The following is a 15,382-nucleotide window of genomic DNA, read 5'->3' as shown; positions in this document are numbered from 1 at the left end:
TGAAACTATGTTATTAGATCAACCGATTGCAACACTCAAAGGTTTTGGTCCCAAGTCTGCGGAGAAGTTTCAGAAGCTTGGACTTTATACCATCGAGGATTTGTTGCTTTATTACCCTTTTCGTTATGAAGACTTTAAGAGTAAGTCTGTTTTTGAGTTACTAGATGGCGAAAAAGCTGTTATTACAGGGACAGTGGTGACGCCAGCCAATGTCCAGTACTACGGTTTTAAGCGGAACCGTCTTTCCTTTAAAATAAAGCAGGGCGAAGCCGTTGTTGCTGTTTCGTTTTTCAATCAGCCTTATCTTGCTGAGAAGATTGAGCTTGGGACTGAGGTAGCTATTTTTGGGAAATGGGAAGAGAAAAAGTCTGCGGTGACAGGGATGAAAATTCTGGCTCAGGTGGAAGATGACATGCAGCCAGTTTATCATGTTGCTCAAGGAATCTCGCAGACTGCCCTTGTCAAAGCTATTAAAGCAGCTTTTGAGAGCGGTGCCTTAGAAGAAATTAAAGAGAATCTACCAGATGTTTTTCTGATGAATTATCGTCTACTGGGACGCCAGGAAGCGGTGCGTGCCATGCATTTTCCCAAAGATTTGGCAGAATACAAACAGGCTCTACGTCGCATCAAATTTGAAGAACTCTTTTATTTCCAAATGCGTTTGCAGGTTTTAAAGGCTGAAAACAAATCTGAGACAAATGGACTAGCTATTTCCTATGACAAGCAGAAAGTGGCTGATAAGATTGCTGCTCTGCCATTTCCTTTAACCAAAGCTCAGGAACGGAGTTTGTCTGAAATTTTAGCCGATATGGCGTCAGGTGCCCATATGAATCGTCTCTTGCAGGGAGATGTGGGATCAGGTAAGACAGTCATTGCCAGTCTTGCCATGTACGCTGCTCATACGGCTGGACTTCAGTCTGCTCTTATGGTTCCAACGGAGATTTTAGCCGAGCAACATTTTGAGAGCTTAACCAATTTATTTCCAGAGCTCAATGTCGCTCTTTTGACCTCTGGGATGAAAGCGGCAGTGAAAAAGGCGGCTCTAGCTGGTATTGCGGATGGTTCGGTGGAGATGATTGTGGGGACGCATTCGCTGATTCAGGACGCTGTGACCTACCACAATCTTGGTTTGGTTATCACCGATGAACAGCATCGTTTTGGGGTGAATCAACGCCGTATTTTCCGTGAAAAGGGGAACAATCCTGATGTACTCATGATGACAGCAACGCCAATTCCAAGGACCCTTGCCATTACAGCCTTTGGAGAGATGGATGTGTCCATCATTGATGAACTCCCTGCTGGGCGCAAGCCTATTGTCACCAGATGGGTCAAGCACCAGCAATTAGAGACGGTTTTGGACTGGTTAAAAGGTGAATTAGCCAAAGGCTCTCAAGCCTACTTTATCTCTCCTCTTATCGAGGAGTCTGAGGCGATGGATTTGAAAAATGCGGTGGCTCTGCACGAAGAATTGACCGCATATTTTAGTGATACCGCCACAGTCGCCCTTATGCACGGTCGTATGAAAAATGATGATAAAGATCAAATCATGCAGGACTTTAAAGCGAAAAAGTCACAAATTTTAGTATCAACGACCGTCATTGAAGTAGGGGTTAACGTTCCAAATGCTACAGTGATGGTCATCATGGATGCCGACCGTTTTGGGCTCAGTCAACTTCATCAGCTGCGTGGACGTGTCGGACGTGGCGATAAGCAGTCCTACTGTGTCCTAGTGGCCAATCCTAAAAATGAAGTCGGTAAAAAGAGAATGTATGCTATGGTTGAGACAACAGATGGCTTTGTCTTGGCGGAAGAGGACCTCAAAATGCGTGGTTCAGGTGAAATCTTTGGGACACGCCAATCAGGTATTCCAGAATTTAAAACGGCTGACATTGTCGAAGACTACCATATCTTGGAAGAGGCTAGACGCGTCGCTTCGGAAATCGTCACCGATAACAACTGGAAACAAGATCCTCGCTGGACAGCTATTGTTAACAATGTAGAGGTCAAAGGTGAGTTTGATTAGGGATTGTTAGTCAAGACTATCTAATATAATATATAAAGAGAAGTAACAACTTTAAAAAGTTTGTTATACTAAGTCTAACAAGTGTTGACTTAACACTCAACACTCATATCAATAGTAAGGAGTAAGGTTATGGAATCTGTTGCCATTGAAGTCACTCATTTATCTCAGACGTTTGAACTAAATAAAGGTAAGAAATTACCCATTTTGAAAGACATTAGTTTTTCGTCGAGTTATGGAGAATTTATCTCAATATTGGGAGTTAGTGGTTCGGGAAAATCAACATTGTTGAAAGCTATAGCTAGTCTGTTAAAACCAACTTCTGGAGAAGTCTATATAAACGGCATCAATCCTTATAAGTTAAATAGTAATAAATTAGCTGCCTTTAGACGTGAAGAAGTATCGCTTATTTTCCAATCCTACAACCTAGTTCCAGCCCTGCCTGTTTTTGAAAATATTGTACTTCCTTTACGTTTGGGGCATAAACCAATCAATAGGCAAGAAGTGATTAACTTGCTTCAACAAATGAATTTTGAGGCAGATATCAATGCTAAGGTAGAAAATTTATCTGGTGGTGAACAACAAAAAGTAGCGATTGCTAGAGCCATTTTATCTAATAGTCGTATTATTTTAGCGGATGAACCGACCGGTGCTTTAGATAGTAACTCTCGACAAGCTATTTTTGAATTACTGCGAGAGCTGACACACCAAGGAAAATGTGTCTTGATGGTGACGCATGATTTAGAGCTGGCATCATATACCGATAAATCTCTTATTTTAAAAGATGGTCTGATAGCACAAATTATTGAAACTCCTTCTGCCTCAGAGCTTTATCAAGCTTTGGAAGTCGGTACGACTGGAAAGTAGGGTGAGAAGATGCTGAGATTGATTTATTACCAATTTTTATATTCTAAGAAACAGTGGCTAGGAACGATTCCTCTGTTGTTGGTTTCAAGTCTTCTTGTTGGAATGTCTGTTATTGGGATTAGAAGTACATTAGGAGTATCCTACAATGGTGAGATGCTTTTCAAGATGTTCATTTTTTTTGGTGGAGTTACCTTATTTTTACTGGTTTCTAATTTGATGACATTTTTGATTGAACTTTTTAAAAAAGATTATCAACTTTGGTCAATTTTAGGGGCTAGCGATATCCAGCTATCCTTATTAATGGGAGCCCAACTTTTTGTAATTGCTTTTTTGGTCAGTGTAGTTGGTCTGGGACTTGGAACGGTCAGTGTTGGTCCTTATTATCAGCTGATGCAATTGTTGATTGGCAAGGAAGAGTTGCCAGATGTGGCGATTGTTGTTAATCTTCTTGATTTAATAGTAGGTTCGCTACTGGTTCCAGTGATAGCTGGGCTTGCGGGTTGTTTCTATGCTTATAAAGTCATCAAGCAAGGCAGTTTATTTACCATGAAATTTGTGAAGACATCACGGTTATCAAAAGTTATTTCTACTGTGAAGATTATTTCCATTTTAGGAACATGGCTGGCGCTTGTCTATTTCCTATTAGCCATGAATGACATTCAATCAAAAGATAACTTGATTAGAAATTCAAGTCTGACATTAGTTCTTCTACTTTTGAATTTATTAGTCATACAAGTGGTGACACCAAGATTACAAATATTTTTTATTCGTTTGAGCCAATTATTACCCTATCCAAAAAGTTTTGGTGATATTATTAGCGGGTGGCAACTACTCCATTATCCTCTCTATTTAAAAACGCTACAGTCATCCATGGCTATGGGATTGACCTTGGTTTCGGGATTTATTCTCATTACTCAAAATCTATCTGCTAGAAATGCTTCCGACAGCGTTAGGGAAAGTATCGTCTCTTTTATTGCTTATTTATTGACACCAATTCTATTGATTTTAGCCAATGCTATTTCAATTACAATCCTGTCAAGTAGTCAGGAAAAAAGAGATATTCAGCAATTACAAATTTTAGGAGTTTCTAAGAGCCAGCTGTTGGTTATCCATGTTTGGGAGGGGATTAGACAGTCGATGCTTGTTGTGCTGGTCTCATTACTTTTCAATGGACTGATGTTTTTGATTGTTGAAAAAATTGCAGAGACAATCAATGGTGAGATACGAAGTATTGTTGGAATGTGGCTCCCTACAGTTATTTTTATTCTTTTAATATTTTTCGTTATCCTGTTGACTAAGATGCTTAGTGGAAGGCAGAGTGAGGAAAGAACATAAGACTGATGTTTACGCCTGAACCATTCTCAGGCGTTTTTAGCTATCATGAAATGATTTTCTTTGAAAAAGCTTTCAAAAAAACAGGAAAAATATTGGCAAACGGTTTCAAAAATGATAAAATGATGAAAACTAATTGGGGAAAGGAGAAATTTAACATGGTACCTGTCAAAAAATCAATTACGATGAAAGATGTCGCTAAGTTAGCCGGGGTTAGTGTGGGAACAGTTTCGCGCGTGATTAATAATGAAAATGGAATCAAGGAGCTAACCTTAACAAAAGTCAAATCAGCTATTGAAGAACTCAATTATATTCCAGATGCTTATGCGCGTGGGATGAAAAAAAATAAGACTGAGACAGTTGCCTTGATTATTCCCACAATTTGGCATCCCTTCTTTGCGGAGTTTGCCTACTTTGTAGAAAATGAGCTGAGCAATCAGAATTATAAAATGCTGCTCTGCAATATTTCCGGATCTAAAAAGGAAATCGAATACATCACCATGCTCCAGCAAAATAAGGTGGATGGGATTATTGCGATTACCTATAGCCCAATCGAAGATTATTTAACAACCAATATTCCATTTGTGAGTATTGACCGTACTTATGACAATAAAAACATTGCCTGCGTGACTTCAGATAATAAGGCGGGTGGCTGTCTAGCGGCAAAAATGCTACTTGAAAAAGGGTGTCAACAGTTAGCTTTTATTGGTGGACATAATCAGACGACCAATGAAACCAAAAATCGTCACAGGTATTTTAAGCAGTCCCTTGAAGAGTTAGGAAAAAACTGTCATGTTTTAGACTACGATGAGGATATGGGAGATACCAAAGAACAAGTTAGAGCTTTCTTGGAAGAGCATCCAGCTATTGATGGCATTTTCACGATTAATGACTTCTTGGCATTGGATGTTATTGAAATTCTAAGACAGTTGGGAAAACGTGTCCCAGAAGATGTTCAAGTCATTGGTTATGACGGCATTCGTTTAGCGATGGAGCGAAAAAATCCAGTGAGTACGATTAAGCAACCCTTAGAGGATATGGCAAAAGAAGCTGTTCAAATTTTACTAAGTATTATTGATGGCGTTCCTCACAAAATGCAGTCAATTTTACCCATTTCCTTTATCGAAGGTCCAACGACAAAAAATTAAAATTTTTTTGCAAAAACGGTTGACAGAAATCGCTTACAATGATAAGATGTTACTGTAATCAAAAGATACAATTTTTATTTAACAAAAAATTGAAACGTTTCAAAGGTTTTTGGAAGCAAAGACCTTTGCCTATTCTTTAAAAATTGAAACGTTTCAAAAAGGAGGAGCTATGGCTGTTGCTAGTGTGAAAAAGACTGGTTTATGGGAACGCATTAAAAGACAACGTTTCTTGCTTTTGATGATTTTACCGGGACTTTTACTAACCTTTGTCTTTCGCTATATTCCCATGTATGGGGTCTTGATTGCCTTCAAAGATTTCAATCCTTTAAAGGGAGTCTGGGGAAGTGAGTGGGTTTGGTTTGAAGAGTTCTCAAAATTCTTATCATCACCTAATTTCATGGTTTTATTAGGCAATACTTTGAAATTGAGTGTTTATGGTTTGGTTTTAGGCTTCTTCCCGCCAATTATCTTGGCGATTATGCTCAATCTCTTGATTAGTGATAAGGCTAAGAAACGTATTCAATTGATTCTCTATGCGCCAAACTTTATTTCTGTTATCGTTATTGTCGGTATGATTTTCCTTTTCTTCTCAGCAGAAGGTCCTGTAAATGGCATCCTATCGCACTTTGGTCTTAAGACAAACTTTATGACAGAGCCAGACTACTTTAGACCTTTGTATATCTTTAGTGGTATTTGGCAAGGGATGGGTTGGGCTTCAACGCTTTACACAGCAACTTTGGTCAATGTGGACACATCACTCATTGAAGCAGCTCAGCTTGATGGGGCAAATATTTTCCAACGTATTCGTCACATTGATTTACCAGCTTTGAAACCAATCATTGTCATTCAATTTATCTTGGCGGCTGGTAACATCATGAGTGTTGGTTATGAAAAAGCCTTCTTGATGCAAACCAGCTTGAACTTAACCGCTTCTGAAATCATTTCAACCTATGTCTACAAGGTCGGTCTTGTTTCAGGAGATTACTCATACTCAACAGCGGTTGGTTTGTTTAACTCAGTCATTAACATGATCTTGCTCTTCTCAGTGAATAAAATTGTTGAACGTCTCAATGATGGTGAAGGGCTCTAGGAGGTAGTTATGAATACAAAATTATATACCGACTTTGATAGAAAAATTTTATTGCTGAATAAGATTTTGATTGCTGGGTTGGTCTTGATTACAGTTGTACCGATGGTTTATATCTTAGTGGCTTCCTTTATGGACCCGCAAGTTTTAGCGGTTAAAGGAATTAGTTTTAATCCAGATGATTGGACTGTCCAAGGCTATCAAAAAGTATTTGGTGATGATTCGATTTTACGTGGATTCATCAACTCACTGATTTACTCAACAGGTTTTGCGATTTTAACTGTTGCGATTTCAGTTTTGACTGCTTATCCCTTGTCTCGCAAGGACTTGGTTGGTCGTAAATGGATCAATTACTTCCTTATCTTCACCATGTTCTTCGGTGGTGGTTTGGTTCCAACTTACTTGCTCATTAAAAATTTGGGCATGCTCAATACCGTTTGGGCAATTATCGTTCCAGGTGCCGTCAATGTATGGAATATCATCTTAGCTAGAACCTACTTCCAAGGAATTCCTGAAGAATTGGTAGAGGCTGCCGTTATTGATGGGGCAAATGACTTCCAAATCTTTGTGAAGATCATGTTGCCACTGGCAAAACCAATCATGTTTGTTCTTTTCCTCTACGCCTTTGTCGGTCAATGGAATTCATATTTCGATGCGATGATTTACATCAAGGATCCAGACCTTGCACCGCTACAATTGGTTCTTCGCAATATCTTGATTCAAAATGAAGTCAGTGCCAATATGATTGGTGCGCAAGCAGCCATGAATGAATTGAAGAAAATTGCTGAAATGGTTAAATACGCAACCATCATCATTTCAAGTTTACCACTTATTGTGATGTACCCATTCTTCCAAAAATACTTCGACAAGGGTATTATGTCTGGTTCACTCAAAGGGTAATCCCTTTCCAAAACATTGTGATTTAATATTGAAAAAAATAAAGGAGTTTTCTCATGAAAAACAAATGGATGACACGTTCAATGCTTATCGTTGCAACAGCTGCAGCAGGTTTGGCTCTTACAGCTTGTGGGTCTAAGGACACCGCTGCAAGCCCAGATTACAAATTGGAGAATGTTAAATTCCCACTTAAAGACAAAGTGACATTGAAATTCATCACTGGTAGCTCAACGTTGGCACCAGAGGACCCTAACGATAAATTGATTTTCCAACGTATGGAAGAAAAAACTGGCGTTCATGTTGAATGGACAAACTATCAAGCGGACTTTGCTGAAAAACGTAACTTGGACATTTCATCTGGTGACCTTCCTGATGCTATCCACAATGATGGTGCGTCTGACGTTGAGTTGATGTCTTGGGCAAAACAAGGGGTTATCGTTCCTGTTGAAGATTTGATTGACAAACACATGCCAAATCTTAAGAAAATCTTGGATGAGCACCCAGAGTACCGTTCACTGATCACAGCTCCAGACGGACACATTTACTCATTCCCATGGATTGAAGAACTTGGTGAAGGTAAAGAATCTATCCACAGTGTTAATGACATGGCTTGGATTAATACTGACTGGTTGAAAAAATTGAATCTTCAAATGCCACAAACAACAGATGAGTTGGTAAAAGTTCTCGAAGCCTTTAAAACACAAGACCCTAACGGTAATGGCAAGGCAGATGAAATTCCAATGTCATTCATCAACAATGGTGGAAATGAAGACTTCAAGATTCTCTTTGGTGCCTTTGGTGAAGGGGACAATGATGACCACCTTGTCGTAAGTAATGATGGTAAAGTTGATTTTACAGCTGACAATGACAGCTATAAAGAAGGTGTGAAATTCATGCGCAGCCTTTATGAAAAAGGACTTCTTGATACAGAAGCCTTTGAACAAGACTGGAACAGCTACATTGCCAAAGGTGGGGAAAACCAATACGGTGTTTACTTCACTTGGGATAAGGCTAATGTTTCTGGTATGAACGACAGCTATGATGTTCTTCCAGTTCTAGCAGGTCCAAGCGGTAAGAAAAATGTCACTCGTACAAACAACATCGGTTTCTCTCGTGACCGCATGGTAATCACAAGTGCTAACCAAAACTTAGAATTGACTGCTAAATGGATTGATGAACAATATGCACCAGTACAATCAGTTCAAAACAACTGGGGTACTTATGGTGATGATAAACAACAAAATATCTTTGAATTTGATGAAGCAACACAAAGTTTGAAACACTTGCCACTTGAAGGTACAGCGCCAGCTGAACTTCGTCAAAAAACAGAGGTTGGTGGACCACTTGCTATCTTAGATAGCTACTATGGTAAAGTGACTACAAAACCAGACGATGCTGCTTGGCGTTTAGATTTGATTAAAAAACACTACGTGCCTTACATGAGCAATGACATGATTTACCCACGCGTCTTTATGGAAGAAGAGGACTTGGATAAATTGGCACAAGTTGAAGCAGATATGATGGACTTTGTCGCTCGTAAACGTGCCGAATGGATTACTAAAGGTGGCGTTGATGCAGAATGGGATAGCTACAAGGCTGAGCTTGAAAAATATGGTCTTTCAGATTGGATGAAAATTAAACAAGATTACCTTGATAACTACCTCAAATCACAGGAGTAAGTTATGACAGAACATTTTACTGTGGAAAGGGCTAATGCTTATATTGCAGCACCTACAGAGGCTCTTGACACAACGTTTAAACCCGAAAAACATTTTTCAGCACCGATTGGCTGGATCAATGACCCAAATGGTTTTGTGTATTTCCGTGGAGAGTATCACCTCTTTTACCAATTTTACCCTTACGATAGTGTGTGGGGGCCAATGCACTGGGGCCATGCCAAGTCAAAAGATTTGGTCAATTGGGAGCATTTACCAGTTGCTTTAGCACCAGATCAAGAATATGATAAGGATGGATGCTTCTCAGGCTCTGCCATTGTCAAAGACGATACCCTCTGGTTGATGTACACTGGTCATAATGTGGATCCAGATGGAAGCGTTCGTCAAATCCAAAACATGGCCTACTCAACAGACGGTGTGACCTTTACTAAGATTAAGGAAAATCCAGTAGCGACTGGTGATATTCTACCAGAAGAGTTGGTGGCAGCAGATTTTCGTGACCCTAAACTTTTTGAAAAAGATGGTCGTTATTATGCGGTAGTTGCTGCTAAGCATAAAGATAATGTCGGAACCATTGTTCTATTGGGTTCAGATGATTTGGTGGACTGGAGCTTTGAATCCATCTTCCTTAAAGGTGAAGCTGACCAAGGCTTTATGTGGGAATGTCCAGATTACTTTAGTCTAGGTGGCCAAGATGTCCTTGTCTTCTCTCCAATGGGTTATCCAAAAGCTGGTAATGACTTTGCAAATCTTAACTCATCTGTGGCAGTTCTTGGTACGGTTGATTGGGAAACTAAAACATTTAAGTTAGAATCTGTTCAAGAAATTGATCACGGTCATGACTTTTATGCACCTCAAAGCCTAGAGGATGGTCAAGGACGTCGTATCATGATTGGATGGGAGCATACATGGGGGCGTACCGTTATCCCTCATGAGTTGCGCCACGGATGGGCAGGTAGCATGACCCTCCCTCGTCAATTGACGATTGTTAATGGACGTGTGAAGCAGACAGTTCTTTCTGAAAGCATAGCAGAGCTTCCAAAAGTAGCTTTAGGAGATGTAGTAGAAAGCGCAGCCTATCTTGAACTTTCTCTGGAAGCTAGCCGTCATTTCCGAATTGGTTCGGCAGAAGATTTTGTGACCTTTGGTTACGATGCTGATCGTGAAGAAGTCTACATTGACCGTAGCAAACTCGCTTATCAATTAGTTGGTGAAGAAAAATGGGAAACTACTCGCCGAGCAGTAACCGTAAAAGCAACACGCTTGCAAGTTGTGATTGATAAGAACTCTCTTGAAATATTTGTCAATGGTGGTCAAGAAAGCTTAACTAGTGTAGTCTATCTGACACAAGAAAGATATTTGGAAGAACTTAAATAGTAAGAAAACCTAGGATTCGGATGAAATCCTAGGTTTTTCGTTTTTAAGTAGAAATAAATGCAGATATGGAGGAATTATCCCAAATTTTCAGAAAAGTCTTGCAATATTGGGTGAAAGGCATATAATGGGACTGTAATAAGAAAAAAGGAGTATTTTATGTCAACATTAACGAATGACTTTACGGAAAAATTATATGCTGACTACCTAGCTAATCCTAAGTATCAAGCTGTTGAAAATGCTGTGACCAATAATGGTTTGCTCAAATCTCTTCGAACACGTCAATCTGCAATTGATAATGACTTTACCTTTTCAATTGATTTGACGAAAGATGCTGTCTCTAATCAAAAAGCTTCAGGGCGTTGCTGGATGTTTGCAGCGTTGAATACGTTTCGTCATAAACTCATCAACCAATTCAAATTAGAAAACTTTGAATTGTCGCAAGCTCATACTTTCTTCTGGGATAAATACGAAAAATCAAACTGGTTTTTGGAACAAATTATTGCGACAGCAGACCAAGAATTGGGAAGTCGTAAGGTGAAGTTTCTCCTTGATGTGCCACAACAAGATGGTGGTCAATGGGATATGGTGGTAGCACTTTTTGAAAAATACGGGGTTGTGCCAAAGTCAGTTTATCCAGAATCCGTGTCATCTAGCAATAGCCGTGAGCTCAACCAATACTTGAACAAATTGCTTCGTCAAGATGCCCAAATTCTTCGTGAAGCTGTTCAAAGTGGTGAGGATGTCCAAGCCAAGAAAGAAGCTCTCTTACAAGAGATTTTCAATTTTCTAGCGGTTAATCTAGGTTTGCCACCACGCCAATTTGATTTCTCTTACCGTGACAAGGACAATAATTTCCACACGGAAAAGCAAATCACTCCTCAAGATTTCTTTGACAAATATGTCGGTTTGAAATTATCAGATTATGTTTCTGTCATCAATGCGCCAACAGCTGATAAGCCTTATGGCAAATCTTACACCGTTGAGTTGCTTGGAAATGTCGTCGGAGCACCTGCGGTTCGTTACCTTAATCTTGGGATGGAGCGTTTCAAAGAGCTTGCAATTGCCCAAATGAAGGCAGGAGAAACGGTCTGGTTTGGTTCTGATGTTGGTCAAGTGTCAGACCGTCAAGCAGGTATCATGGCGACAAATACCTATGATTTTGATGCAGCTTTGGATATTAGCTTGACTCAGGATAAGGCTGGGCGTCTCGATTATAGTGAAAGTCTGATGACGCATGCGATGGTCTTGACTGGAGTTGATTTGGATGACAATGGCAAACCACTTAAATGGAAAGTCGAAAATTCATGGGGAGATAAAGTCGGTGAGAAAGGCTACTTTGTCGCTTCAGATGCCTGGATGGACGAATATACTTATCAAATCGTTGTCCGCAAAGAATTCCTCACCGAAGAAGAATTAGCTGCCTATGAAGCAGAACCGCAAGTTTTAGCCCCTTGGGACCCAATGGGAGCCTTGGCAGGCAAATAAGCGTTATTATATTTTATTGAAAAAGCATTTTAACAAAGAATCCTTTACATTTAAGGGATTCTTTTTTATTTCAAAAAATAAAAAATTATCAAAAACGATAAAAAGTTGTTGACAAAGATATTTTTGTGTTGTAATATAAATATATCGAAATACGATAACAAATAAATTAAAAACAACAAATCGTCATCGAAAAGAAGAAAAAGTTAAGAGCTCAGCTATTTTCCCTAAAAACTAAAATGAATTATAAACAAAGGAACTATTATCATGAAAACAATCAAAACTATCGCAACAGTAACCCTCTCAGCAATTATCGCCGTTCTTGTTCTTCAAGTGAGTGCCGCAGCCCTTCTTCAAATCTTATCTCTCAACCCCGAGCAGTTCTTGCCAAAAGGTGCAGTCATGGTCGGAGAACTCGGCTGGACAAATGTTATCGCACTCTTTGCACATCACAGCTTGATGATTTATGCCTTAATGGCTCTCAAAAAACTGATCAAAGGCTTTACCAAAGAAACCTTGATGTCAGCAGCCTTTGGTAAAACCCTCACTCAAGTTGGTATCGTGGCAGTTATCGCAGACTTGATTTCTAGCTACACTATGTCTCAAATGCTAGGCTACATTCATGTGAATGTTCAACTTGGTGTTTACCTTATCCTAGCGGGCTTTGCCTGTGAATACGCACGCCGCTACATGGTTAAAAAAGGATTGACTTTCTAAGGCATTTAAAAGGAAAAAACGCATGAAAAACTTATTAACGATAACTAACATTAGCAAGCACTACGGCAAACAAAAAGCACTAGACAAGGTGAGTTTTACCATCAAAAAAGGTGAGATTCTAGGATTCGTTGGTCAAAATGGAGCTGGTAAAACAACGCTTATCCGAGTCCTATCCGGTCTCATCACCAAAGATGAGGGTGAGGTTATTCAAGAAACTGCCTATAAAATCGGTGCCATTATTGAATCACCAGTTCTTTATCCAAATATGTCAGCATTTGATAATTTAATGTACTCAGCCCTGCAAATTGGGATTGCAGATACTGAGAAACGTATTGATGAGGTGCTGAAATTCGTTGGTCTATCTGACGTGGATCCGAAGAAAAAGGTCAAAGACTTCTCACTCGGGATGCGTCAGCGGATGGCGATTGCGCTTGCTATCCTTGATTTTCCAGATTTCCTGATTTTGGATGAGCCCGTCAATGGCCTCGACCCATCTGGTATCAAGGAGATGCGAGACATTATCCACAACCTCCGAGACCGCTACGGCATTACCATCCTCATCTCCAGCCACATTTTGTCAGAGCTTGAGCTGGTCGTTGACCGTTTCGTCATCATGCACAAGGGCAAGGTCATCAAGGATATTGCCAAAAACGACCTGTATGCAGAGGTCGAGGAAAAGATTGTTGTAAGGACGACGAACAATAAGCTGGCGCAACAAACGCTTAATGAGTTGGGCTTAAAGCCAGTTGCCCAAGGGGACAAGTTAGTCCTGTCGCCTGACCAATCTGTTCAGGAGCTTATCCTAGCACTTCTTGAGAAGAAAATTGAAATTACCGATATTTACCATGCGGGTGGTAACTTTGAAGACTACTACCTAAGCCTCTTAGATTAGAAAGAAGAACCTGATGTTAAATTATGTCAAAGCAGATATTTACCGTATTCGTAAGGAGCACCTGTCTTTTGTATCACTTGGTTTACTCCTTGTTTTTGGCAGTTTATTTGCCTATATTTACCGTGAAGACCATTCAACAGAAGTGGCTAGAAATCTTGTGATGACCTGGCCAACCTTGTTACCACTTTTCTTTGTCACACCAGCCAAGATTTTCCTAGGAGAAGATTTGACCAACCGCACCATTAACAACATGCTTATCAAAAGTCAAAATCGTCTGAAGGTATTTAGCTATAAATGGGTCATGACGGTACTTGCTACTTGGCTATATGCGCTTGTAGCGCTGATGATGACAGGCCTTGTCCATCATTTAGTGACAGGAATGGCCTCTTATCAGACCATCTTGACTTACCTTTTCTACCAGTTACCACTTTATACGGTGATTGCCAGCCTCTGTGCTTTTATCTTTGCCTTCTTTGACCGCATTTATCAGTCTTATATGGTTTATATCATTATTGTGCTGTTATTTGACCAACTGGCGAGTCTCATGATGGGCATGCTGTTTAAGACCGATGCGTTAGCACCTTACATGATGTTTAATCAGCTGAGTCAGGTTGATATTTCAGGAAATTATCTGACAAATACCGTTCTTGTGGCTATACTGTTTAGCCTTGTTTATGCCCTTGTGAGTTACCTCATGTTTGCCAAACGTGAATTTAAGTAGGAGATTATGATGAAACGTAAGATTTTAATAGGATTAGCAGCCTTTTTAGTGATTGGCCTTGCTGGGCTTGTCTGGACTGGTGTTCAAAATGATAAGACCGATGTTTCTTATGATAAGACATTTACCGTACCAGCCAAGAACATCAATGTCATCCATGTGTCTAGTTTGGAACAACCTGCCAAAGTGGTGGTCAAAGAAAGTGAGCAAGCAAAGACAAGTGTTCATATCACGGGGCAAATGGCTCAAAATAATATCGCTGCTATGGAGAAACAATTTGGCATTGATGAGGAGGGCGATTTGATGATTTCCTTTGCGGAGGATGGCTTGACCCTGACTGTTATGAGAGATAAACCGACGGTGACCATTGAGATTACCCTTGCCAAAGACGTGACGTTTAACGATTTTCGTCTTTTTAGTAGCAATGGCGGAGCAGATATTACCTTGCCGAAGAGCTTTGATGGTCGCTATAAAATCACCAGCCAGAGTAACAAGATCACCAAACCACAAAATGGGACTAATAAGAAACGCCAAGCAAGCATTGAAACCCCAGGTGATGTGAATGTAGTGCTGGAGTAGGGAAGAAGAGATTTACATGAGAAAAATTTGGGCAGTTATTGGTCTCATAATCTTTGTTCTTGTAGGATTTGTTTTCGCCGTATTCCATAGTGTCGAAAACGGTCAAACTGATCAGAAAATTCATCGAGAGTGGGATTTAGCTGAACATGTTCAAAAAATAGAATTTTACGGCACTCAGCAACCTGTGACCATTCTTGTGGAAACAGGACATGAAGCAAATCGTTTGATTGTAGATGGTCTGGTGCCAAAGGAAAGTTTACAAACTTTGGCTTACGATAGCAAAGCTTCTTTAGAAGAACTGTACTTACCTTTCTCAAAACATGGGTTTAAATTAGCTGTTTCTCAATCCCATAAGGATGAACTTATGGTTACATTAGAGCTTATCGAGGCAAAAAGTTTGGAAGAATTCGTTATGGATACCTGGACAGGAGATGTTGTCCTTCAAGTACCAGAGGACTTTGCAGCACGTTATGACCTAGATACTAACAGAAGTGGCAAAATCACCTCAGAAGTTAAAAGTGATGAGAACAGCTCTGCTATTATCACTATAAATACCTATGGTAATATTACCGTAAAAAATAGAAAGTAGA

At 39.8% G+C, this 15,382-nt stretch carries 14 protein-coding genes; all 14 read left to right on the top strand.

Annotation, left to right across the window (positions count from 1 at the left end; all coding sequences use genetic code 11):
* Positions 1 to 7 precede the first annotated feature (7 nt).
* Positions 8 to 2,023, top strand: coding sequence for an ATP-dependent DNA helicase RecG (gene recG, locus AB6M99_RS09800; protein ID WP_369350686.1), 2,016 nt, complete (start codon positions 8 to 10; stop codon positions 2,021 to 2,023).
* 129 nt (positions 2,024 to 2,152) lie between these two features.
* A complete protein-coding gene (locus AB6M99_RS09795) occupies positions 2,153 to 2,887 on the top strand; it encodes an ABC transporter ATP-binding protein (protein WP_121835141.1) in 735 nt (244 codons plus the stop codon).
* A gap of 9 nt (positions 2,888 to 2,896) precedes the next feature.
* Complete coding sequence (locus AB6M99_RS09790; RefSeq protein ID WP_369350684.1) at positions 2,897 to 4,222, top strand: FtsX-like permease family protein; 1,326 nt, start codon at positions 2,897 to 2,899, stop codon at positions 4,220 to 4,222.
* Between the two features lie 155 nt (positions 4,223 to 4,377).
* On the top strand, positions 4,378 to 5,367 hold the full coding sequence (locus AB6M99_RS09785; protein ID WP_121835262.1) for a LacI family DNA-binding transcriptional regulator: 990 nt from the start codon (positions 4,378 to 4,380) through the stop codon (positions 5,365 to 5,367).
* Between the two features lie 169 nt (positions 5,368 to 5,536).
* On the top strand, positions 5,537 to 6,457 hold the full coding sequence (locus AB6M99_RS09780; protein WP_121835145.1) for a sugar ABC transporter permease: 921 nt from the start codon (positions 5,537 to 5,539) through the stop codon (positions 6,455 to 6,457).
* Between the two features lie 9 nt (positions 6,458 to 6,466).
* Entirely contained in the window at positions 6,467 to 7,354 is an 888-nt protein-coding gene (locus AB6M99_RS09775; RefSeq protein WP_121835147.1) for a carbohydrate ABC transporter permease, read from the top strand.
* Positions 7,355 to 7,407: 53 nt separating this feature from the next.
* Complete coding sequence (locus AB6M99_RS09770) at positions 7,408 to 9,030, top strand: ABC transporter substrate-binding protein (RefSeq protein ID WP_369350681.1); 1,623 nt, start codon at positions 7,408 to 7,410, stop codon at positions 9,028 to 9,030.
* Positions 9,031 to 9,033: 3 nt separating this feature from the next.
* Positions 9,034 to 10,404 (top strand): glycoside hydrolase family 32 protein, encoded by a 1,371-nt coding sequence (locus AB6M99_RS09765; protein WP_121835149.1) that lies wholly within the window; start codon positions 9,034 to 9,036, stop codon positions 10,402 to 10,404.
* 156 nt (positions 10,405 to 10,560) lie between these two features.
* Complete coding sequence (gene pepC, locus AB6M99_RS09760; protein WP_121835151.1) at positions 10,561 to 11,889, top strand: aminopeptidase C; 1,329 nt, start codon at positions 10,561 to 10,563, stop codon at positions 11,887 to 11,889.
* A 264-nt stretch (positions 11,890 to 12,153) separates the two neighbouring features.
* On the top strand, positions 12,154 to 12,603 hold the full coding sequence (locus AB6M99_RS09755; RefSeq protein ID WP_121835153.1) for a hypothetical protein: 450 nt from the start codon (positions 12,154 to 12,156) through the stop codon (positions 12,601 to 12,603).
* 22 nt (positions 12,604 to 12,625) lie between these two features.
* Positions 12,626 to 13,495 (top strand): ABC transporter ATP-binding protein, encoded by an 870-nt coding sequence (locus tag AB6M99_RS09750; RefSeq protein WP_369350678.1) that lies wholly within the window; start codon positions 12,626 to 12,628, stop codon positions 13,493 to 13,495.
* Between the two features lie 13 nt (positions 13,496 to 13,508).
* The gene (locus AB6M99_RS09745; protein ID WP_121835157.1) at positions 13,509 to 14,216 is read left to right on the top strand and encodes a hypothetical protein; all 708 of its coding nucleotides are present in this window, start codon (positions 13,509 to 13,511) and stop codon (positions 14,214 to 14,216) included.
* 9 nt (positions 14,217 to 14,225) lie between these two features.
* Positions 14,226 to 14,792 (top strand): hypothetical protein, encoded by a 567-nt coding sequence (locus tag AB6M99_RS09740; protein ID WP_121835159.1) that lies wholly within the window; start codon positions 14,226 to 14,228, stop codon positions 14,790 to 14,792.
* A gap of 16 nt (positions 14,793 to 14,808) precedes the next feature.
* Positions 14,809 to 15,381, top strand: coding sequence for a hypothetical protein (locus AB6M99_RS09735; protein ID WP_121835161.1), 573 nt, complete (start codon positions 14,809 to 14,811; stop codon positions 15,379 to 15,381).
* The last annotated feature ends 1 nt before the right edge of the window (position 15,382 follow it).

Origin of the sequence: Streptococcus hillyeri, assembly GCF_041081565.1 — a bacterium.
GTDB classification, from domain to species: domain Bacteria; phylum Bacillota; class Bacilli; order Lactobacillales; family Streptococcaceae; genus Streptococcus; species Streptococcus hillyeri.
This window is presented reverse-complemented; position numbering and strand designations above follow the sequence as displayed.